16 protein-coding genes are annotated in these 22,743 nt (G+C 62.0%); 9 read left to right on the forward strand and 7 right to left on the reverse strand.

All coding sequences use genetic code 11. The features are described from left to right. A partial coding sequence (locus tag E3U23_RS13145; RefSeq protein WP_279351742.1) for a prolipoprotein diacylglyceryl transferase family protein occupies window positions 1-298 on the reverse strand: 298 nt, incomplete at its 3' end. A 166-nt stretch (window positions 299-464) separates the two neighbouring features. On the opposite strand from E3U23_RS13145, the gene E3U23_RS13150 reads away from it, so the two are divergent. The 3 genes from E3U23_RS13150 to E3U23_RS13160 all read left to right on the forward strand — a co-directional run bounded on the left by E3U23_RS13150 (window position 465) and on the right by E3U23_RS13160 (window position 7,735). Continuing rightward, window positions 465-2,159 carry a class I adenylate-forming enzyme family protein gene (locus E3U23_RS13150; RefSeq protein ID WP_279351743.1) on the forward strand — a complete coding sequence of 565 codons (1,695 nt, stop codon included), beginning with the start codon at window positions 465-467 and terminating at the stop codon, window positions 2,157-2,159. Further along, window positions 2,156-4,915 (forward strand): [protein-PII] uridylyltransferase, encoded by a 2,760-nt coding sequence (locus E3U23_RS13155; protein WP_279351744.1) that lies wholly within the window; start codon window positions 2,156-2,158, stop codon window positions 4,913-4,915. Before E3U23_RS13150 ends, E3U23_RS13155 begins: the two co-directional genes overlap by 4 nt. 81 nt (window positions 4,916-4,996) lie before the next feature. Then, window positions 4,997-7,735 (forward strand): TonB-dependent receptor, encoded by a 2,739-nt coding sequence (locus E3U23_RS13160; RefSeq protein WP_279351745.1) that lies wholly within the window; start codon window positions 4,997-4,999, stop codon window positions 7,733-7,735. Window positions 7,736-7,807: 72 nt separating this feature from the next. Here E3U23_RS13160 and E3U23_RS13165 read toward each other — a convergent pair whose 3' ends face one another. Next, the gene (locus E3U23_RS13165) at window positions 7,808-8,470 is read right to left on the reverse strand and encodes a YggS family pyridoxal phosphate-dependent enzyme (protein WP_279351746.1); all 663 of its coding nucleotides are present in this window, start codon (window positions 8,468-8,470) and stop codon (window positions 7,808-7,810) included. Between the two features lie 22 nt (window positions 8,471-8,492). Between E3U23_RS13165 and E3U23_RS13170 the strand changes: the two genes are divergently transcribed. The 4 genes from E3U23_RS13170 (at window position 8,493) to ald (ending at window position 14,169) form a co-directional block, all read left to right on the forward strand. Beyond that, window positions 8,493-9,044: a thiamine phosphate synthase gene (locus E3U23_RS13170; protein WP_279351747.1), complete on the forward strand. Its 552-nt coding sequence runs from the start codon at window positions 8,493-8,495 to the stop codon at window positions 9,042-9,044. Between the two features lie 10 nt (window positions 9,045-9,054). After that, window positions 9,055-11,400: a DNA translocase FtsK gene (locus tag E3U23_RS13175; protein WP_279351748.1), complete on the forward strand. Its 2,346-nt coding sequence runs from the start codon at window positions 9,055-9,057 to the stop codon at window positions 11,398-11,400. A 9-nt stretch (window positions 11,401-11,409) separates the two neighbouring features. Then, window positions 11,410-12,972, forward strand: coding sequence for a DUF389 domain-containing protein (locus E3U23_RS13180; RefSeq protein ID WP_279351749.1), 1,563 nt, complete (start codon window positions 11,410-11,412; stop codon window positions 12,970-12,972). A gap of 78 nt (window positions 12,973-13,050) precedes the next feature. Beyond that, window positions 13,051-14,169 carry an alanine dehydrogenase gene (ald, locus tag E3U23_RS13185; RefSeq protein WP_279351750.1) on the forward strand — a complete coding sequence of 373 codons (1,119 nt, stop codon included), beginning with the start codon at window positions 13,051-13,053 and terminating at the stop codon, window positions 14,167-14,169. Between the two features lie 73 nt (window positions 14,170-14,242). On the opposite strand, the gene E3U23_RS13190 is transcribed toward ald, so the two are convergent. The 4 genes from E3U23_RS13190 to E3U23_RS13205 form a co-directional block, all read right to left on the reverse strand. Then, window positions 14,243-15,295 (reverse strand): PAS domain-containing sensor histidine kinase, encoded by a 1,053-nt coding sequence (locus E3U23_RS13190; RefSeq protein WP_279351838.1) that lies wholly within the window; start codon window positions 15,293-15,295, stop codon window positions 14,243-14,245. A gap of 244 nt (window positions 15,296-15,539) precedes the next feature. Next, the gene (locus E3U23_RS13195; RefSeq protein ID WP_279351751.1) at window positions 15,540-16,043 is read right to left on the reverse strand and encodes a PEP-CTERM sorting domain-containing protein; all 504 of its coding nucleotides are present in this window, start codon (window positions 16,041-16,043) and stop codon (window positions 15,540-15,542) included. 190 nt (window positions 16,044-16,233) lie between these two features. Continuing rightward, entirely contained in the window at window positions 16,234-16,632 is a 399-nt protein-coding gene (locus E3U23_RS13200) for an acyl-CoA thioesterase (RefSeq protein ID WP_279351752.1), read from the reverse strand. Continuing rightward, complete coding sequence (locus E3U23_RS13205) at window positions 16,629-18,800, reverse strand: S9 family peptidase (RefSeq protein WP_431732690.1); 2,172 nt, start codon at window positions 18,798-18,800, stop codon at window positions 16,629-16,631. The genes E3U23_RS13200 and E3U23_RS13205 overlap by 4 nt, the downstream gene beginning before the upstream one ends. Window positions 18,801-18,930: 130 nt before the next feature. Between E3U23_RS13205 and E3U23_RS13210 the strand changes: the two genes are divergently transcribed. Further along, window positions 18,931-20,736 (forward strand): aminopeptidase P family protein, encoded by a 1,806-nt coding sequence (locus tag E3U23_RS13210; RefSeq protein ID WP_279351754.1) that lies wholly within the window; start codon window positions 18,931-18,933, stop codon window positions 20,734-20,736. After that, window positions 20,733-21,137, forward strand: coding sequence for a cupin domain-containing protein (locus E3U23_RS13215; protein WP_279351755.1), 405 nt, complete (start codon window positions 20,733-20,735; stop codon window positions 21,135-21,137). Before E3U23_RS13210 ends, E3U23_RS13215 begins: the two co-directional genes overlap by 4 nt. Before the next feature lies 1 nt (window position 21,138). Here E3U23_RS13215 and E3U23_RS13220 read toward each other — a convergent pair whose 3' ends face one another. Further along, window positions 21,139-22,665: a helicase HerA-like domain-containing protein gene (locus E3U23_RS13220; protein WP_279351840.1), complete on the reverse strand. Its 1,527-nt coding sequence runs from the start codon at window positions 22,663-22,665 to the stop codon at window positions 21,139-21,141. Window positions 22,666-22,743 lie beyond the last annotated feature (78 nt).

The raw sequence follows: 22,743 nt of genomic DNA on the forward strand, positions 1-22,743 counted from the left end.
GCGGGTGCCCGCCCCCCCCCCCCCACACCCCCCCCCCCCCCCCCCCCCCCCCGCCGATAATGACGCCCAGCGTACAGTAGAAGAACAGATCGTCCGCATGGCGTTGCGCCATCGGGCTGCCCGGCGCTTTGATCATCTTCGACAGGTGCCAATAGGCGAGCAGGATGCCCACCAGATAAGCGAGCGAATAATAGCGCAGCTCGAACCCGCCGATGCTGAACAGGTAGGGGCGCAGGCCAAGCTCCGACCAGTAAATCGGATCGGCGGCCGAAGCGGTCGCCACCAGTAGTGACAGCAAGGTATTATCTCCTTAGAGATTTCCATCGAAGGCCGACACCGCGACCGGAAATGCGGGCGGCTTTTGGCATAGCAGGTGATTTGGGGAAAGCCTGTGTCGCACGCGTTCGGCAATTGCCGCCGAACGCGCGTTGGAAGAGACATATGTACGAGAGGACTGCCACCTAATGCCCACCCAACTCGATCAGGATATCGACCGCTTTACGAGTGCCGTCACTGCGCCGGGCCAGATGTTCGAGCTCACCACGGCGATGCGTGCGAACACGGAAATGCCGGCCTTCAAGAACGCCCCGCCCAGCCTTGCGCATTATTTCGCGCATTTCTGCAACGAGAAGAAGGACGAGCTTTTTCTCGTCGACGGCGACCTGCGGCTGACCTTCGGTGAAGTCTATGCCGCCGCCGTCCACGTCGCGCACGGGCTGGCGACGAAGCAGGGCGTCAAGAAGGGCGATAGGGTGGGCATCGCCGCTCGCAACTCTGCCAACTGGATGATCGCCTATATGGGTACGCTGATGGCCGGCGGCTGCGCGACCCTGCTCAACGGCTGGTGGACGGGCGAGGAACTCGCTTACGGCATCAACCTGTGCGATTGTTCGCTGGTACTCGCTGATGCGCAACGCGCAGCCCGGATGGACGGCGAGACCATCTCCGCGAAGATCGTCACTATCGGCCATGGCAAACCATCGGAAGGGCTGTCCGATATCTGGGCCGAGGGTGATACGGCGAGCAGAATGCTCGGCGAACTCAAACCCTCCGATCTCGCGACGATCCTCTATACCTCGGGCAGCACCGGCAATCCGAAGGGCGCCTATTCCGATCACCTGGGCGTCGTGTCCGGCACGATGAACTATGTCTGCCAGACGGCGATGATCCTGCAGATCCTGACCGAGCGCAACGAAGCGCCCAGCGTCCAGCCCTCCGCGCTCGTGGCCGTTCCGCTTTTTCATGTGACCGGCGAAATCCCGTTGTTCCTTCAGAGCTTTGCTTTGGGGCGCAAGCTGGTGCTGATGCCGAAATGGGACGCGGAAGAAGCCCTCCGCTTGCTCGACAAGGAAAAGATCACCTACTTCGTCGGCGTGCCGTTGATGAGCTACGAACTGGCGACGCATCCCAATCGCGACGATTACGATCTGTCCGAATGCAAAAGCTTTGCTGCGGGCGGGTCGCCCCGGCCGCCCGAACACGTGACCAAGATCAAGAACGCCTTCCCGGAAGGCAATCCGCTTCTGGGATACGGTCTTACGGAAACCAATGCGGTCGGTTGCGGCAATCTCAACGAGAATTATCTCGCCAAGCCCGGTTCAACCGGCATGCCGTCGAAGCCGCTGGTAGATCTTGCGATCCTCGACGACGATGGCAACAAGCTCGATACCGGCAAGGTCGGCGAGGTCTGCATTCGCTCGATCGCGAACTTCATCGGCTACTGGCGCAACGAGGAAGCGACCGAAGCGGCATTCACAAAGGATGCCTATTTCCGCACTGGCGATCTCGGCTATCTCGATGAGGACGATTATCTTTTCATCGTCGACCGCAAAAAGGACATCATCATTCGCGGCGGCGAGAACATCGCCTGCATCGAAGTGGAAGAAGCGATTTACGCCCATCCCGATGTGGCGGAATGTTCCGTCTTCGGCCTGCCCGACGAGCGGCTGGGCGAGGTTCCGGCGGCGGTCTACCTCCCGGTCCGCGGCAAGACGCTGGAGAAGGACGATCTGCGCGAATATCTTGCCGAGCACATTGCCGGCTTCAAGGTGCCGCAATATCTCTGGATCGCGGAAGACACGCTCCCCCGCCTCGGCACGCAAAAGGTCGATAAGCGGACGCTGAAGGCGCGGTACGAAAAGGAAGTCGCATCAGGGTGAGCGGGCCGCGCATCTCCGATCAACGCGCAATTCTCGATCGCCGCGCGCTGTCCTCGGCAATCGAGGAACTGGTGGCGCGCGGCGAGGAGGGAACGCGGACGCAGGTCGTCGCCATGTTGCGCAAGGCGCTGGACGACGGGCGGGCCGAAATGGAGCGGCGGTTGCTCGAAAATCCCTCGGCCGGCCATACGATTGCGGCAGGCTATTCCTTCCTGATCGACCAACTGGTGCGGATCATTCACGAATACGTGACCCTGCACCTCTATCCCGCCGCCAATCCGTCCGCGCAGGAGCGGTTGGCGATCATGGCAGTCGGCGGATACGGCCGCGCGGAAATGGCGCCGCATTCCGATGTCGACATCGCGTTCCTCGTCGGCGGAAAGCGCAACAGCTGGTGCGAGCAGGTCGTCGAGGCGATGCTCTATCTGATGTGGGATCTCGGCCTCAAGGTCGGGCATTCCACCCGGACGATCGAGGAAGCAACACGCCTCGCGAAGGACGATCTCACCATCCGTACGTCCCTGCTTGAAGGGCGGTTCGTCTGGGGCGACCGCGAATTGTACGACGAAGGTGCACGGCGCTTCGAACTCGAAGTGCGGCGCGGGAACGAGCGCGCGTTCGTCACGGAAAAGCTGGCCGAAAGGAATGCTCGTCACAAGCGGATGGGCGACAGCCGCTACGTCGTCGAACCCAATGTAAAGGACGGCAAGGGCGGGTTGCGCGATCTTCAGACCTTGTTCTGGATCGGCAAGTTCATTCATAACGTGCGGCGCGCCGCCGAACTCGTCGGCGTCGGTCTGATGACGCAAGTCGAATATCGCAGCTTCCGCCGTGCCGAGCGGTTCCTCCTCGCCGTGCGCTGTCACATGCATGTAATTACCGGGCGCGCCGAAGACCGGCTGACTTTCGACCTGCAGCGGCAGGTGGCCGAGCGAATGAACTTCGCCGACCGGCCGGGAAAGAGCGCGGTCGAACGATTTATGCAGTTCTATTTTCTGCAGGCCAAACGGGTCGGTAGCCTGACCGGCATATTTCTCGCGCATATCGAGGAGGATTTCGCGCAGAAGGCGGGCCGGTCCGGCTTCTTCGCGGGCTTTCGCGCCCGTTCGCGCACCGTCCAGGGATACCGGATTTCGGGCGGGCGGATTGCGGCGCCGGGCGACGACTGGTTCCGCAAGGATCCGGTTCGCCTGATCGAGATATTTACGCTGGCAGAAAGCGAGGAAGTCGAGATCCATCCTGAAACGATGCGGCAGGCGGATCGCGACAGCGGCCTGATTGACGCTAAAATCCGCAACGATGCGCGTGCGAACGCGCTGTTTCTCGATCTGCTTACCGGGCGCAACGATCCTGAAACGGTGCTGCGCTGGATGAACGAAGCCGGCGTGTTCGGCCGCTTCGTGCCCGATTTCGGTAAGGTCAATGCTCAGATGCAGTTCGATATGTACCATCACTACACGGTGGACGAGCATACCATTCGCGCAATCGGCTTGCTCTCGCAGATCGAGAAAGGCCTGCTGGAACACGATCATCCCCGCGCCACCCGTCTGATCCACAAAGTCGCCTCGCGCCGCGTCGCCTATGTCGCCGCGCTGTTGCACGACATTGCGAAAGGACGCGGCGGCGATCATTCCGAACTCGGTGCGGACATCGCGCTGGAACTCTGCCCACGGTTCGGCCTGTCGGATAGCGAGACCGAACTCGTCTCCTGGCTCGTCCTCAATCACTTGCTGATGAGCCACACCGCCCAGAAGCGCGATCTGACCGACCCCAAGACGATCGAGGATTTTTGCGGCAAGGTTCAGAGCATCGAGCGGCTGCGCCACCTAGCGATCCTCACCGCGGTCGATATTCGTGCGGTCGGCCCGGGTACGTGGAACAGTTGGAAGGGCCAGTTATTAGGCGAGTTGTTCGACGCGGCGCACGAACGGCTCCGGCTCGGCCATATGCGTCATGGTCGCGAGCAGCGGGTTGCGTTCAAGAAGGACGAAGTTCGCCGGGAACTGGGTTCGCGCGAGGATCTGGTCGATCGGTTCGCCGATACGCTGGACGATGCCTATTGGGTCGCCGAACCCGCCGATATTATCGCCTTGAACCTCGTCCACTACGAGGCAGCGCGCGAAGCCGAACACAGCCTCTCAGTCCATTGCGAACCGTACGAGGCGCGCGGCGCAACGCTGGTCACTGTGATCGCGGCGGACCATCCCGGCCTGTTCTACCGGATCGCGGGCGGCATCCACCTTGCAGGCGGCAACATCATCGATGCGCGCATCCATACGACACGAAAGGGCTGGGCGATCGACAATTTCCTCGTCCAAGACCCTCACGGTTCGCCGTTTGCGGAAGAAACGCAGCTCGAGCGGATCGAGACCGCGATCGCCGATGCGCTCGCGAACCGCATCGAACTGGCGCCGCGCTTGGCGAAGCGTCCCTTGCCGCACAGCCGTTCGAAAGTGTTCGAGGTCTCGCCGCGGGTCGACTTCGACAACAAAGCCTCGAATCGGTTCACGGTCGTCGAGGTCAATGCGCGCGACCGGCCGGCGTTGCTCAATCGTCTGGCGCGTGTCCTGTTCGAAAGCCGTCTGGTCGTGCATTCGGCGCATATCACGCATTATGGCGAACGGGCCGTGGACACGTTTTACGTTACGGATTTGACGGGCGACAAACTCGCGGATGGAGAGCGGCAGAACCGGCTCGCTGCCAGGTTGGTCGATGCCGCAAGTGATGCAATGCAGGCACGGTTGGAAGACGCCTGAACGTAATTCGCAGAAACAATCTTGCGTAACCCGGTCGACATGCGCATTCGATTGCGCAACCGTTTATGGGAGAGTTCTGAAATGAAGGTATCCGCAGTTTCTCTGCGTACGTTGGCTATGCTCGGGGCAGGTTTCGCCCTCGTTCCGCAGGCCGCTTTGGCGCAAACCAGCAATCAGCCCGACGAAGGCGATATTATCGACAACGCCGACGTCGAAAATACGACACCAGTCATCGTTGTTACCGCGCAGGGCCGTGCTCAGGCGCTTGCCGATGTACCCGTTGCCGTCTCCGCAGTCTCTGCCGAGACGCTCGAGAATTCCGGTACGACCGACATTCGCGAATTGAACCAGGTCGCACCGTCGCTGCTCGTCTCTTCGACAGGTAACGAAGCCAACGGCTCGGCGCGTATTCGTGGTATCGGTACGGTTGGCGACAATCCCGGCCTCGAAAGCTCGGTCGCAGTGTTCGTCGATGGCGTCTATCGCTCGCGTTCGGGCAACGCGCTGTCCGAACTTGGCCCGCTTGACCGGGTCGAAATCCTGCGCGGCCCGCAGGGTACGCTCGGCGGCCGTAATGCATCGGCCGGCCTGATCAGCATTTACACCGCACCGCCGGAGTTCGAGTTCGGCGCCTATGGTGCCTTCACCTATGGCAATTACGATGCAATCCGCGTCGAGGGCGGCGTCAACGCTCCGCTCAGCGATACGATCGCGGTACGTGCCGATGGTGTGTATTTCGAGCGTGACGGCTTCTACAACGATGTCGTCAACGATGTGCGGATCAACAATCGCGACCGGTATCTCGTGCGTGCACAGGCGCTGTTCGAGCCGACCGAATCGCTGAGCTTCCGCTTGGTCGGCGACTATTCGAAGAAGGACGAGGCGTGCTGCGCTGCGACTTTCGTGCAAACGGATTTCGCGCCGCTTGCCCGCGTTTCGCCCGGCCTCGATTCGTTCGCGCGACCGGAACCGGGTGCGCCGGCTCTTACGAGCCCTGAAAATCCGATCATTCCTGTCCTCCTCGGTCTGGGTCTGAATCCCGCCGCGTTGAACAGCGGCACGTTCGATCGCGATATCTACGTGACGCCGGGCCGATCGTATGAAGGCGAAACCGAAGATTACGGCGTCTCCGGCGAACTGAATTACGATCTCGGTTTTGCGAACCTCACCTCTATCACCGGTTATCGCGAATATTCGAACTTCCAGGGTTCGGACACCGATTACCAGCAGGTCGATCTGCTCTATCGTGCGCCCAACGAGTTTGGTGGCGCGCGTTCGTTCAAGACATTCACGCAGGAACTGCGCCTCAACGGCACGTTCTTCGATGACCGGATCGACTGGCTGATCGGTGGCTTCTATGCCAATGAAAAGCTGCGTGTGCAGGATAACCTCCGCTTTGGCGACGATTACGGCACGTTTGCGAACTGTCGTATCGCGCTGGCGATCAACCCTGCACTGGCCAACCCTGCGGCCGATAATTGCTTCGGCGCGAACATCGCTGCGATTGACGGCACGCTTACCGGCACGCCGGCCTTCGGTGCAGCAACGCCGCTCATCATCGCGGGCATCAATAACCTCGCCCAGGTTCGCGACCGTGGGTCGACGGGTGATGTCTACAACCAGAAGAGCGAGAACTTCGCGTTCTTCACCCATAACATCATCCATCTGACCGATACTGTCGATCTGACACTGGGTGCGCGTTATACGAACGAAACGAAGGATTTCGACGCGACGTTCGGTAACGACAACGTCTTCTGTCAGCAGAACCAGGCACTGCTCGGAGGTCTCCTTGCCGTTCCGTCACTGGCCGGTCTTGCGGGCGGTCTGTTGGGCCTGACCTGTCAGGGTAACTCGACGGCAGGTCTCGATGGGGTATCGATCACCGATACCCGCGACGAGGACGAGTTCACCGGCACGGCTATCCTGAGCTGGAAGCCGACCCCCGATGCCCTGGTCTATGGCTCGTACTCGCGTGGCTACAAGGCCGGCGGCTTCAACCTTGATCGCTCGGCACTCGGCGCTCCGGTGACGTTCAACCCGGCGAACATCGATCCCACGGTCCTGCAATTCGCACAGGAAACGGTGGACGCTTACGAAGTCGGGTTCAAATATTCGAAGCGCAAATGGGGCTTCAGCCTGGTCGGGTTCCGGCAGGAGTTCAGCAATTTCCAGCTGAACACCTTCAACGGCTCGGTCTTCCTGGTGCAGAACATCAACGGTTGCGATGCCGATCTGGGCGGCGGCGACCGTGATGCTAGCGCCACCACCGGTCGGTGCGATCCGGACGATGTCGGTGCCGGCGTTATCGCGCAGGGTATCGAGTTCGAGACTACGCTCAACCCGATCCGCGACCTCGGTTTCACCTTGGGCGTGACTTATGCCGACACCAGCTACGAGGACAACCTCGTCGGTAATGACGACGGCTCGCCGCTCGATCCGGCGCTCCGCTTGCTGCCGGGCGACAATCTTTCGAACGCGCCCGAAATCGTCGGTACGACCTCGCTGACCTGGACCCCGCCGCTCGGCGACAGCGGTATGTCCGGCCTGTTCTTCGTGAACGCCCGGATGACCGACGATTACAACACCGGCTCCGACTTGCTATACGGTAAGGAGCAGGACGCGTTCGTGATCGTCAACGGCCGCGTGGGCGTGACGAATATCGGTGGGCGCTTCGCGGTCGAAGGCTGGGTGCAGAACCTGTTCGACGTCGATTATACGCAGGTTGCATTCAACACGCCGTTCGTGGCGCCGCAGCAGACCTTCTCGGCTTACCTTGCCGAGCCGCGGACCTACGGCATCACCCTTCGCGGCGAATTTTAAACCGCTTCGAAGCTCAGCGATACGAAGAGGGCGCTCCCTTCGGGGCGCCCTTTTTGTTTGGGTTCAGACCCTTCAGTCTCGCGCGCCGAACAGTGCAGTGCCGACGCGAACATGCGTCGCGCCAAGCATGACAGCGGTCTCGTAGTCGCCGCTCATCCCCATGCTGCGGCCTTCCAATCCATGATCGCGTGCAAGTTTGTCGAGCAGCGCGAAGAACGGAGCCGGCTCGATATCCTGCGGCGGCAGACACATGAGCCCGGCCACCGGAATATCGGCGTCGCGGGCCTGTGCTATAAGGTCGGGCAATCCGGCGATGGGGCAGCCGCCTTTCTGCTCTTCCTCGCCAACATCTACCTGAATGAAGCAGGGCACGCGCCGCCCCGTCTTGTCGAATGCCTTGCCCAGTGCCTTCACGAGGCTCGGCCGATCGAGAGAATGGATGACATCGAACAAAGCGGCAGCATCCTCTGCCTTGTTCGACTGCAACTGGCCGACGAGATGAAGCCGGACATCCGAAAAGCGGTCGCGCAAATCGGGCCACTTCTCCTGCGCTTCCTGCACCCGGTTCTCGCCAAAATCGCGGTGGCCTTGTTCCAGGACAGGCAAAATGGCCTCTGCGCTATGGCGCTTGCTGACGGCGACCAGCGTAACCTCGTCTTGCGAGCGTTTGGCGCGCTTGCACACCGAAGCGATGTTTGAGCGGATCTGTTCGAGCGGGGTGTCTGCCTTTTCCATTGGGCGGCGCTATACCGTGCGAATGGCTTCGGACCATCCCCTGCCGCTGATCTGGCTGCTGAGCGACGCGCGCAACGACGCGCACCTCGAACAGTCGCTTGAATGCCTGCCGCCCGGATCGGGTTTCGTATTTCGGCACTATCACCTCCAGAAGGATGTGCGTGTGCGCCGGTTTGCGGCTCTATGCGGGATTGCGCGCCGTAACGGTCACGTCGTCGTGCTTGCCGGAAACGAAGACTGGCCGGCCGACGGTACCTATGGTGGGCGGCGGAGACGCGAAACCGGCCTCCATCTCGCGACCGCCCATGATGGGCCGGAATTGCAGGCCGCAGTTCGCGACCGTGCCGACGGCGTGTTCCTGTCGCCCGTGTTCCGAACGGCGTCGCATCCGGGCGGCGTTACGCTCGGCTTGCAGGGTTTTCATACCCTCGCACAGCAAAGCCCGATCCCGGTCATCGCGCTCGGGGGGATGGACGCGGCGCGGGCTCGGTTGCTCGGTTGGCCGCGCTGGGGGGCGATCGACGGCTTGACGTCGGACTCTCCTCCGCCGCATACTGCCGGGCCTACGGACTAGGGGATATTGCATGGCGACGCGCGCGAGCGCTCAACCCGATTGGCGGGCGGCGTTTCGCCGTTCGATGCGGCGCGCCCTCCATATGACCGGGGCTGTGCTGCTGCTCGGGCTCCTGCTGTTCCTTACCTTGTCGCTAGCCAGCTACACGCAGACCGATCCCAGCACCTCGACCGCCGCAGCCGATGCCAATGTCGCCAACTGGATGGGCCCGAGCGGCGCTTGGGCGGCGGAGCGGGTCTTCATGCTGTTCGGGCTGCCTGCGCTCTTACTCCTCCCGATGCTCTGGATCGGTGCGCGGCGGCTGTGGACCGGAGTGGAGGATGCTGACGAGGAGGAGACCCCCGGCCAGTGGTGGCGCCCGTTCGGCCTTCTGCTGGCGGCCATGGCGCTGCTCGGCATCGTCGTCTCGCTACTGTTCGCGGAATCGCCCGGACCGTTTCCTGCCGGGGCCGGCGGCCTTGCCGGATTGCTCGGTGCGGACGGGATCGAGACGGTCGCAACTCGCTTTGCGGGAGACTTTTCCGGCTGGATCGTAGGCTTAATGGGCCTCGTCGCGCTAGGGGGCGGCCTTGCCTTGACCACGCGGGTCTTTGCGATCGATTGGGCGCAATTCCTGACGTTACCGGAGTTTCTACAAAAGCGCGTTGCGGCGGCCGACTTCGATCTGCCGCTGGTGAAAAAGGCCGCGCCGGAAAAACCCGAGAAGGCACGCCGCAAACCCGCGCCGGTCGAGGAAGAGGCGGATCGGCCTGCCGCTCCGCGCCGTGCCCCCGAAATCGCCGATCCCTTGCCCGCACCCGCGCAGTCGCGCCCCGCTGCTGCGAAGCAGCGCGACATGTTCGCGAATTACCAGCTTCCGAGCAACGACCTGCTTACCGACGCGCCGCCCAATACGGCGCAAAAGCTCGACAAGATCGCGCTGGAGCGCAACGCCCGCCTGCTCGAAAACGTTCTCGACGATTTCAATGTGAAGGGCGAAATCACTGCCGTGCGGGCCGGCCCGGTGGTGACGATGTACGAGTTGGAGCCTGCCGCGGGCATCAAGGCGAGCCGTGTGGTCGGCCTGGCCGAGGACATCGCCCGCAACATGAGCGCGATCAGCGCGCGCGTATCGCCGATCCCGGGTAAGACCGTGATCGGTATCGAACTGCCCAATGCCGACCGGCAGATGGTCAGTTACAAGGAACTGGCGACCTCGGCTGCCTTCGTCGACAATTCGGGTAGCCTGCCGATGATCCTCGGCAAGGACATCGCGGGCGAACCGATCGTGGCCGACCTTGCGGCCATGCCCCACCTACTGGTCGCGGGTACGACCGGGTCGGGCAAATCGGTTGGTCTCAATGCCATCCTCCTGTCGCTGCTCTATCGCTTCACGCCCGACGAGTGCCGCCTGATCCTGATCGATCCCAAGGTGCTGGAACTCAAAACCTACGACGATATTCCGCATCTTCTCTCGCCCGTTGTCACCGAGCCTGCGAAATCGGTCCGCGCGCTCAAATGGGCGGTCGAGGAGATGGAGCGCCGCTACCGGATGATGAGCAGCGTGAATTCGCGCAATATCGCCGGGTTCAACGAGAAGGTCCGGACGGCCGCCGCGAAGGGCGCCCCGCTCGGTCGCCGCGTGCAGACCGGCTTCGATCCGGAAACGGGCGAGGAAATGTACGAGGAGGAGCAGCTCGATTACCAGCCGCTGCCTCTGATCGTGCTGATCGTTGACGAGCTGGCCGACCTGATGGTGACGGTCGGCAAGGAAATCGAAGTGCTGATCCAGCGCCTCAGCCAGAAAAGCCGTGCCGCGGGCATCCACCTCATCATGGCGACCCAACGCCCCAGCGTCGATGTCATCACCGGCGTTATCAAAGCCAACCTGCCGACCCGCATCAGCTTCAAGGTGACGAGCCGGATCGACAGCCGCACTATCCTCGGCGAGCAGGGCGCGGAGCAGCTTCTGGGCAAGGGCGACATGCTCTATAAACCCAATACCGGCGCGATGGTGCGCGTGCACGGACCGTTCGTTTCCGACGACGAGGTCGAGCGGGTAGCCGATCACTGGCGCGGGCAGGGCAAGCCCGACTATGTCGATGCGGTCACCGAGGAGCCGGAAGACGGCGGCTACAATTTCGAGGACGAGTTCACCGCATCCGACAATCCGGAAGAGCGCAAGTATCGCCAGGCCTGCCAGATCGTGATCGAGAACCAGAAGGCGTCCGGCAGCTGGCTCCAGCGCCAGATGGGCGTCGGTTACAACACGGCCGCCAAGTGGATCGAGCGGATGGAAAGCGAAGGCCTGGTCGGCCCGGCGAACCATGTCGGCCGGCGCGAGATTTTCCGCGACCAGGACGGCAATCCGCTTTAAGCCCGCCACATGGCCGATATTGCCTCTCCGACCATCGAGCAGGATGCCCACGACCGTCGCCCGACGCCGCGTTGGGTGCACAGCCCGATCGGCCGCGCCTTCGTGCCGCTGCGGCGCTGGTGGCTCGACAATGTGGTGCAGGACGTCGACCACACGGCGGTGATCGCCAAGATCGCGGGCGAGAGCAGCACGTCTCCGCGCTACATCTTCATGACCATGATGTCGGCCGGTATCGCCATTCTCGGCATGCTGCTGTCTTCGCCGGCAGTGGTCATCGGGGCCATGCTGCTCTCGCCGCTGATGAGTCCGATCTTGGGCGCAGGCTTCGCGCTTGCGTCGGGCAAGATCAAGTGGCTGCAGATTAGCGCCCGCGCGCTTTTGATCGGCACGGTGGCGGCCATCGCCTTCACTGCGCTGATCGTGTTGCTGTCGCCGCTACAGACCATGACGCCGGAGATAGCCTCGCGCACACGGCCCAATCTGTTCGATCTGCTGGTGGCGCTGTTCTCTTCACTCGCCGGGTCCTACGCCATGATCCGTGGGCGGGAAGGCACGATCGTCGGCGTCGCCATCGCCACCGCTTTGATGCCGCCGCTCGCCGCGGTGGGTTACGGTCTCGCGACGATGAACTGGACGGTGTTCGCAGGCGCCTTCGCGCTTTACGTCACCAACTTCCTTACCATCGCGCTCACCGCCACGATCATGGCACGCCTCTATGGCTTCCGCACCGATCTTTCCAAGCGGCAGGGTGTGTTTCAGAATGTCGGCATCATCGCGGTGTTCGTCGCGCTTGCCATCCCGCTCGGCCTGTCGCTGCGCCAGATCGCGCTGGAATCGAACGCGCAGCGGCTGGTGCAGGCGGCGGTGAGCGAAAGCTTCCCGCAGGATGCGCAGGTCAGCGATGCGGCAATCGATTGGGGTAGCGAACCGTTGGTCATTTCCGGTACCGTTTTCACGCCAAGCTTCAATGCGCGGGCCAACACCGAAATCTCCGATCGGCTGCGCGAAACTTTGAACCGCGACGTGACCGTACAGATCGAGCAATTCCGCGTCGGCACCGATCCCGGAGCGGCGGAGCAGGCACAGTTGGCGCAGGCGCGGGCGGAGCAGCAGGCCGAAGCGAGCGAGCGCGAGATCGCCGCGCTCGCCGCCAATCTGGCGCTCATTGCAGGCGTCGATCGTCAGGCCGTTACCATCGATCGCGACAACAATCGCGCAATCGTCATCGCGAAGCCTCTGCCGGGGCTGACGCTAGCTGGCTGGCGCATTCTCGAACGGCGCGCGGCGGCCAAGACACCGAACTGGGATGTGGAATTGCGCCCCCCCCTCCTGCCTTTGCCCGCCATTCCGCTGAACGACGAGGGTGCACTCACGCCGGATGGCCAGCAGGCGCAACAAGTGATCGCTTGGGCGGCCGACCGGCTCGACCTGCCGGTGGTGCTGGCGGGCGGGAATGAGGAGGCGCGCGATTCGGTAGCGGAGGCGCTCGCCGCGAACGGGGTGACATTAACGCAAACCGATGGCGAGACCGAGGATGTGATCGAAGCGCGCTGGCAGACGCCGGAGCAATAAGATTACATAGCTCTCGCTCCGCTTGCCGCACCCGCGGTGCAGGCGTAACGCCGCCTGCAAATCAGGAGAGAATGTGCGATGCGTGTCGGCTGCCCCAAGGAAATCAAGAACCACGAATACCGCGTCGGCCTGACGCCGGAAAGCGCGCACGAACTGGTCAGCCAAGGCAACGAGGTGTGGATCGAAAGCGGCGCGGGCCTCGGCATCGATGCGACGGACGAGCAGTATATGGCGGCCGGCGCGGAAATCGTCGACGGACCCGACCCGATCTTCGCCGAGTGCGAGATGGTGGTGAAGGTCAAGGAACCGCAGGCTAACGAGCGCAAGAAGCTGCGCGAGGGGCAGATCCTCTACACCTATCTTCACCTCGCGCCCGATCCCGAACAGACCCGTGATCTCGTCGATAGCGGCGTGACCGCCATCGCCTACGAGACGGTGACGGGTCCGCGTGGCCAGCTCCCGCTTCTCAAGCCGATGAGCCAGGTGGCTGGTCGTATGAGCGTGCAGGCGGGTGCAGCGGCGCTGGAAAAGGCGCATGGCGGGCGCGGCGTGCTTCTGGGCGGCGTTCCTGGCGTGATGCCGGGCAAGGTCGTGGTGATCGGTGGCGGCGTGGTCGGTTTCAACGCGGCGCAGATGGCGGTCGGCCTGGGTGCGAACGTCACCATCCTCGATCGCGATCCGGAAACGCTGGAAAAGGTCGGAACCCATTTCGAAGCGCGGGCAAGTACCCGCTTCTCCAATGCCGCCAACCTGCTTGACGCGGTGAGCAGCGCGGACCTCGTGATCGGCGCGGTTCTGATCCCCGGCGCGGCGGCACCCAAGCTAGTTACCCGCACCATGCTCAAGCGCATGCAGAAGGGCGCGGTGCTGGTCGATGTCGCGATTGATCAGGGGGGGTGCTTCGAAACCTCGAAGCCCACTACCCATGCCGAGCCGACCTATGTGGTGGACGATGTGGTGCATTACTGCGTCGCCAACATGCCCGGCGCCGTGGCGCGCACCAGCACCTATGCGCTCAACAACGTGACCCTGCCCCACGCCCTGCGCATCGCGAACCTCGGCTGGAAAGAAGCGCTGAAAAGCGATCCGCATTTGGCCGAAGGCCTGAACGTCCATGCGGGTCAGGTCAGCTATAAGGCAGTGGCTGAAGAGCTTGGGTACGAATACCGGACTGCGGCTGATATTCTGGGGGTTTGAGTGCCGACCGGGAAGGGCTTTTTACGGGGCCTTCCCGTTCATTTCTGCAATTCGAGGGCAGGCCTAGCCGGAACTACGCTCTCGGCATTCGAAAAGTGAAACGCGTCTGCTCGTCGTCCGATTTTACGAGGATGCTCCCTCCGTGCGCTCTCGCGATCTCGGATGCGATGAAAAGGCCTAATCCCAATCCTTCCTGGGAAGGACGGACCTCCTCCCGTACGAAAGGTTCGAACAGGCCTTCCCGAACAGAATCCGTAATCGGTTCTCCCGCATTGATAATGGAGATTTCGAGAAATGCCTCGTCGCTGCTGGCCAGCAAGGTGATCGGGGCGGTGCTATCGCCGTGGGTAACGGCGTTTGCCAGAAGATTGGAAACGAGCTGGCTCACTCTTGGGACATCGCAGCGGACCGTACCGTTAATCTCGATGTCGGAGCTGAAGGTAACTTCGGGGTGGGAAACGGCGATTTCCTGCAGCACCTCTTCGAGCGCCGAAGACAAATCCGCGTTCTCTTCGATATTGAGCGAAACGCCGCTTCCAAGGCGCGAACGGGCAAAGTCCATCAGATCGTCGATCATATCGAACATCCGTTTCGTCGACTTCGCGCTTTCTTTCAGGATCAGCGCGCCGCGTTCACTCAGATCTTCGCGTTCGAGGAGGTTGATTCCGGCCTGTACGGCCGCAAGTGGATTGCGCAAATCGTGACCAAGGACGGCAATGAATTGTTCGCGCAGCTGAGCCTGTTCCATGCTGGAATCCAGCGACGACTTGTTCAGCTTGTCGGCGCTGATGTCGCGGGCCGTGCAATAATAAATGCCGTTCTCTGGGATCGCGTTCCACGATAGCCAGACATAGCTACCGTCCTTGTGCCGATACCGGTTTTCGAAATGAAGAGCCGGTTTGCCGGCTATGAGATCGTGGAAAGCCGCGATGGTCGCTTCGGAATCTTCCGGATGCAAAAATTCCGAAAAGCTGCGACTCTCGATCTCTTCGGGAGCCCAACCCAGAACGGATTGCCATGCCGGATTGGTTTTTTTGAAGACGCCGGTATCGTCGAGAATACCGAACAGGTCGGGCGCAACGTCCCAGATTCTTTCCGGACGAACTTCTGTTTCCGAACGTGCGATGACTTATTCCTCTTCGTCAGAGGAGAGCATCGCACAGATCCATGCAAAAGTCATCCGTTAGAACCGATCCCGGCATGGAGACGGCCTTGGTGATCCGCGGTTTATGTCGGCTCGCTGCCTGATACTTCACTTCGAAAGCTCTCGGCGATGGCCGGATTGCTCTTGGTAGTCCGGTAGGTTCAAAACAAAAAAGGCGCGGTCGGGATTCCAACCACGCCTTTCCGGTTCGTCTCGTAATTCGAAATCAGCTGAAGGAATACGCCAACTTTGTCGTACGGTTCTTCCGACGCATAGCGGCTCCGATTCCCGCAAAGCTCAACAGCATCAAAGCCCAAATTCCGGGTTCGGGAACTGCACCGGTCGCGAGACTGACATTGGCGTTGACGAAGGAACTCGTGAAGGGGTTGGTCGTGTTTACGCGATACTGGCTGCCTTGCTGCAGGAACAGGTTTGCCGTCGTTCCTGCCGCGTTGGTGAAGCCGATCCCCTGGCCGCGAACGAAGAATTCGCCCATGTAGAAATAATTATCCGCTCCAAAGACCCCCGGCGTAAGCCCGGTGATGGCAGAGCCGTTCAGAACACCGCTGATATCGGTAATAAGGAACGCTTCGCGGCCATTCACCGTATCCGGCGTGTCGGAGACCGTGAAAACTCCGTTTCCGGAGACAGGTCCACCGATCAGGCTTCTGCTCGTTTCGAAGTCGAAAATGTATTCTGCTGCCTGTGCAGCTCCAGCCGGCGCTGCCATGGCTGCTATAGCGGCAAGAAAAAGCGCTGGTTTGCAGTTAATCATAAAAATCCTCTCAGGTGAATGGTTTGCTTAATTCCAGCTGACTACCATAAACCTTTGATTAACCGGAAAGGCAACGCATGCTGTGCCATTTTGGAACGACCTAGTGTGAAATGCATCCGATCGGTGTAGCAGTTCGAACGAAATTTCATTCCCCTAAAAACGGCCCCGCCACCTCGTCCGTAATGCGCGCGGGTCGCCCGCTATCGCGGTCGATCATCGCCCAGGTCGAGCGGACTGCGACCAGCAGCTTTTCGCTCGCATCGTGGAAATCCACGCAGCGGTCGAACTTCGCGCCTTTGGGTTTGCCGGGAATGTAGGTGACGCAGCGTACCGTCTCGCCCGCACCAACATTGCCGCGATAGTCGATCTCGTGCCGTACCACGACCCAGACGTAGCGATCGACCACCGACGCGTCAGCCGCCGCGCGCCAGTGCTCGGTCGCGATGTTCTGCACCCAGCGGACCCATACGGCGTTGTTGACGTGGCCTAACTCGTCGATGTGATCGGGCTCGGCGACGAATTCCCGCTCGTAGCTGTTGCTCACTCCGTCATGCCCATCTGCCACAGGATGAATGCGTATTCCTCCGCCACTTCGTACAGCGAGGCGAAGCGGCCGGATTTGCCGCCGTGACCGGCGCCCATATTCGTCTTCAGCAGGAGCGTGTTGTCGTCGGTCTTGTTTTCGCGCAGCTTGGCAACCCACTTGGCGGGCTCCCAGTACGTGACGCGCGGATCGTTCAGCCCGGCGGTGACCAGCATCGGCGGATAGTCCTGCGCCACCACTTGGTCGTAGGGCGAATAGCTCAGCATATAGGCGAAGGCCTGCTTGCTCTCTATCGGATTGCCCCATTCGGGCCATTCGCCCGGCGTGAGCGGCAGGTCCTTGTCGAGCATGGTATTAAGCACATCGACGAATGGCACATGCGCCACCACCGCGCCCCACAGATCGGGGTTGGTGTTGACGACAACACCCATCAGTTCGCCGCCTGCCGAACCGCCGCTCGCAGAAATTCGGCCTTTGGCGGTATAGCCCCGGTCGATCAGACCTTCGGCCACATCTACGAAATCGTTGAAGGTGTTGGTCCGCTCGTTGAGCTTGCCTTGGAGGTACCATTTGCGGCCCAGATCGTCGCCGCCGCGGATATGCGCGATGGCGAAGGCGAAGCCGCGATCGACCAAGCTCAGGCGGCTGGTCGAAAAGCCCGGCGGCACGGCATAGCCGTATGCGCCATAGGCATAGAGGTGGAGCGGACCGCCCATCGGTCGATCGGCGCGGCTCACCACGGAGACCGGCACCATTGTTCCATCGCGCGCGGCGATCTCGATCCGCTCGACCTTGTAGGCATTCGCATCGTAGCCGCTCGGGATTTCCTGCTGCTTGAGCTGCTCCAGCTCGCCGTTCGCGACATGGTAATCGAACACGGTATCGGGCGTGACCATGCTTTCATAGGACAGGCGCAGCGTGTCGACGTCGTATTCGGGATTGTTCGACAGGCCGGCGCTGAAGCTCGCCTCGGTAAAAGCGACCGGTTTTACCAGGTTGGGATCGGCATAACTGCGCAGTTGGATCTGGTCGAGACCGCGCAAGCGCCCCTCGGTCACGTAGAAGTCTTTGAAGAGCTCGAAGCCGTCGAGATAGAATTCGTCCGATCCCTCGATCAGCGTCGTCCATTCGCCCGGCGCATCGAGCGTGGCGGTGGCGAGGCGGAAATTGACGTGGTCGTCGTTCGTGTGGACGTAGAGCGTGGCGTCGTCGCCCTCGGTGCGCACGTCGACGTCGTATTCCACGCCCTTGCGACGCGGTGCGACGAGGATCTGCTTGCCGGTCGGATCGTCGGCGCGCACGAGGCGGATTTCGCTCGTTTCGTTGTCGCCCGTGGCGATGATAAGCCAGTCTTCCTGCGCGGTAAGGCCGGTATCGACCCCGAAGCTCTCGTCGCCCTCACGGTAGATTTCGACGTCTTCAGACACCGGAGTGCCCATGCGGTGTACCTTGGCATTGAGGGTGCGCCATTGTTCGGTCGATTCGCCGTAAACCACCGCGCTGTCGTCGGCGACCCAGGTCAGGCTGGTGCGGATGCCGGGAATTTCGTCGGGCAGCAGTTCGCCAGTCTGCAGATCCTTGAAGCGAGCGACATAGCGCTCCGAACCGTTGGTGTCGGTCGAATAAGCGAGATAGCGGCCGTTTTTCGAAACGGAGAAAGCGCCCAGCCGAAAATAGTCGTGCCCATCGGCCAGCGTGTTCTGATCGAGGATCAGTTCCGCCTCGCCGCCCGCCACCGGTTTGCGGTAATGCTTGCGGTACTCCTTGCCTTCTTCGAATTCGGACCAATAGAGCCAGTCACCATCCTTCTGGGGGACGGTGGATTCGTCCTCTTTGATGCGCGCTTTCATCTCTTCGTACAGCGTTTCGACGAGCGGCTGATGATCCGCCATCTGCGCCTCGAACCAGGCATTCTCCGCCTTCACGTAATCGAGCACATCCTCGTCGTTCACCTCGGGATAGCTCTCGTCCTTCAGCCAGTGATACGGATCGGCGATGGTGATGCCGTGGTGGCTGTAGGAATAGTCGCGCTTCTCGGCGACGGGCGGGGTGGTCGGTTGGTTCACGGATGTCCCTTTTGCGGAATTCGGGCCGGTTTGCGCGGCGAGCGGCATCGCCGCGGCGAGCGAGACGGCAGATAGGCACGCGCCCAGTCGCATGAAACCCATGATCGGTCCTCCCTTGCGGGCACGGGTGGTGGAAAGGCGCGCCGCGATGGTCTAAGTGGGATGGGTGATTACGCGGGCGCCACGTGCGCCGCAAGCGCCGCCGCAAAGGCGGGACGAAAGGATTTTGACCATGCTCATGCAAACCCACGAAGCGCGCCTCTCGGCCCTTCGCACCGAACTCGAAAAGCGCGACCTGGACGGCTTCGTCGTGCCGATATCCGACGAGCATATGAGCGAGTATGTCGGCAGCTATGCCCAGCGCCTCCACTGGCTGACCGGCTTCGGGGGCAGCGCGGGCAGCGCGGTCGTCCTGAAGGACAAGGCGGCGATGTTCACCGACGGACGCTATACGGTGCAGGTGCGCGAGCAGGTGGACGGCAAGCTCTTCGATTACGAGGACGTGCCTAAGACCTCGCCCGCCAAATGGATCGCCGGCAATGCGGCCAAGGGTGCACGGATCGGGTACGATGCGTGGTTGCACGGCGTCGAATGGGCGGAAGAGGCGGAGAAGCTGTTCGCCAAGAGAGGTATCGAACTGGTCGCGGTCGACGGCAATCCGATCGACGCCGTCTGGGCCGACCGCCCCGAACCCAGCAGCGCCGCCGCCGTGCCGCACGAAGATCGCTTCGCCGGTCGCTCCAGCGCCGACAAGCGCGCCGCCATCGCCGATTGGCTGAAGGAGGAGGGTTACGATGCGACCGTCATCACTGCGCTCGATTCCGTCGCCTGGGTGCTGAACATGCGTGGGGCTGATATCGCCAACACGCCTGTCGCCTTGTCCTATGTGGTCGCCCATGCGGACGGCACCGCAGAGCTGTTCATCGCGGGCGAGAAGGTAACGCCGGAACTCGTCCAGCATTTCGGCAACGCCGTGACCGTACGCGAGCGCAGCGATTTCGAACCGGCGCTGCAAGGCCTGAAGGGCAAGACCGTGGCGGTCGATCCCAAGCATGCGGTGGCGGGCATTTTCCGCGCGTTGGAGCAGGGCGGGGCAAAGGTGGTGCGCGATGCCGATCCCGCTGTGCTGCCCAAGGCGATCAAAACGCCTGAGGAACAGCAGGGCCATCGCGATGCGCAGGCGCGCGATGGGGCGGCGGTTGCGAAATACCTTCGCTGGATCGAGGAGAATGCCCCCTCCGGCGAGATCGACGAACTGACCGCCGCCGCCAAGCTGCGCGAATTCCGTGGCCTCAGCGCAGACCTCAAGGACACAAGCTTCGACACGATCAGCGCGGCGGCCGGCCATGCCGCCTTGCCACATTACAAGGTGGACGAGGACAGCAACATCCCGATCCCGCCTTCCAGCATCTATCTGTGCGATTCGGGCGGCCAGTATCTCGACGGCACGACCGACATCACCCGCACCGTATGGGTCGGACCGGGCGAGCCGACGGCGGAAATGATCGACCGCAACACGCGCGTGCTCAAAGGCCATATCGAATTGGCGCTCGCGACTTTCCCCGACGAGACGACCGGGGGCGCGCTCGATGTATTGGCGCGCATGCATCTGTGGCAGGCGGGCATGGATTACGGCCACGGTACGGGTCACGGCGTCGGCAGCTACCTGTCCGTACATGAAGGGCCCCAGCGCATCTCCAAGCCCGGTGGCGCCTTCCCCGGCACCGAGACGCCGCTGCGCGAAGGCATGATCCTTTCGAACGAGCCTGGCTATTACAAGGCGGGCGAATACGGCATCCGGATCGAGAACCTCGTCCTATGCGTCGATGCGGGGATCGAAGGCGCGGAAGGCAAGTTTCTGGGTTTCGAAACGCTGACGCTGGTGCCGCTCGACCGCCGGATGGTCGACAAAGCCATGCTGACCGACCGCGAGATTGCTTGGTGGAACGATTATCACGCGCAGGTCCGCGAGGTTCTCGCGCCGCAGCTCGATGGCGCCGATCTCGAATGGCTTGAACGCGAGTGCCGCTCGCTGTGACGGGATCGCAGTTGTCTCTCGCTGTGCGGCCTCTCCATCTCGGCCTAGGCGCACGAGCGGTGCCGCAGCCTGAATTCGGCGGGGGGATGGAATGGTACGGCGCCTACGAGGCGCGCAACGCGGTCGACGGGGCAGAGGGGCGGTTGGTCAGCCAACATCACTTCACCGCCGATTGGGACATGTGGGAAATGCATCCACAAGGCGACGAGGTGGTGATCTGCATCGCCGGGCAGATGGTCCTGCATCAGGAGCGGGCGGGCGGCGGGGTTGACACCTTCACGCTCGAGCCAGGGGACTATGCAATCAATAGCCCGAGCGTGTGGCATACGGCCGATATTGCGAGCGAGGCGACAGCGATCTTCATCACCGCCGGCAAGGGCACGCAGCACCGGCCGCGCTAGATCACCGCATCAAGCCGCCGATGATGTTGCGCACGAAGGCGGTCGCGCCGGTGTGTAGCGGGTTTGCGCGCGATTTTTTGCCGAGCACGGCGGCCACGGCTATCGAAGTCAGCGAGCCTGCTGCCGCCTTGGTCGCGGCCTTCCCGGCTTTGCCCCATAGCGAGGGGGACTTGCGCGGTTCCTTAGCCACCTCGCGGCGCCCTTTTGCCTCGACCTCCTCGGCCACGGAGGCGGCATCGGCGGCTTTTGCTGCCAGCACTTCCGCTGCGCTTTCGCGATCGACCGCCTCATCGTACTTGCCGTCGAGGTCGCTAACGGAATTTACGATTTTTCGCTCCTTCTCGGTCACCGGGCCGAGGCGGGATTGCGGCGGCTTGATGAGCGTGCGCTGCACCACCGTTGGCGCGCCGTCTCCATCCAGCGTCGAAACCAGCGCTTCGCCCACCTTCAGTTCGGTGATCGCGCGCTCGACATCGAGATCCGGGTTGATCCGGAAGGTCTCCGCGGCCGCCTTGATCGCCCGCTTGTCGCGCGGGGTGAAGGCGCGCAGGGCATGCTGCACCCGATTGCCGAGCTGGCCGGCAATTTTTTCGGGAATGTCGATCGGGTTCTGCGTCACGAAATAGACGCCGACGCCTTTCGAGCGGATCAGGCGCACGACCTGCTCCACCTTGTCTTCCAACGCATCGGGCGCATCGTCGAAGAGCAAATGTGCCTCGTCGAAGAAGAAGACGAGCTTCGGTTTTTCCGGATCGCCCACTTCAGGGAGAGTCTCGAACATTTCAGCCAGCAACCAGAGCAGGAAGGTCGCATAAAGCTTCGGGCTGCGCATCAGCTTGTCGGCGGCGAGGATATTGATGACCCCGCGCCCCTGTTCGTCGGTCTTGAGAAAATCATCGATCTCGAGCGCCGGCTCACCGAAGAACAGGCCTGCGCCCTGGCTTTCGAGCATCAGCAATTGCCGCTGGATCGCGCCGACGCTGGCCTTCGAGACATTGCCGTAGGCTCCGGAAAGTTCGCTGGTATTTTCGTAGGCATAGGCCAGCATCGCCTGCAGATCGCCGAGGTCGAGCAGCAGCAGGCCATTGTCGTCGGCATAACGGAAAACGATGTTGAGCACGCCTTCCTGCGTCTCGTTCAGATCGAGCAAGCGGGCGAGCAGCAACGGCCCCATCTCGCTGATCGTCGTGCGAATGGGGAACCCTTTTTCGCCGTACAGGTCCCAGAACACCGCAGCATTGTCGGCATAGGCGTAGTCGGTCATGCCCAATTCTGCGGCGCGGCTTTCCAGTTTGTCGGCATGCTTGAACTGCGCGCTGCCGGCCATCGCGATGCCCGACAAATCGCCCTTCACATCGGCAAGAAAGACAGGAACGCCATTGGCGGAGAAGCTTTCGGCAAGGCCTTGCAAGGTGACCGTCTTCCCGGTCCCGGTTGCGCCCGCGATCAGCCCGTGGCGGTTCGCCTGGCCGAGCAGGAGGTCCTGCCGCTCGCCGTTCCCGCCCAGTCCAAGAAAGATCGATCCCATCCGTCTGCTCCCGCCGTTCGTCCTGCATTGGCGCAGAGGCGCGGGCACGGTCAAGCAGTCCTCGACTTGGCGCGGCGA

It is taken from the genome of Erythrobacter litoralis (assembly GCF_029760855.1).
GTDB lineage: Bacteria > Pseudomonadota > Alphaproteobacteria > Sphingomonadales > Sphingomonadaceae > Qipengyuania > Qipengyuania litoralis_A.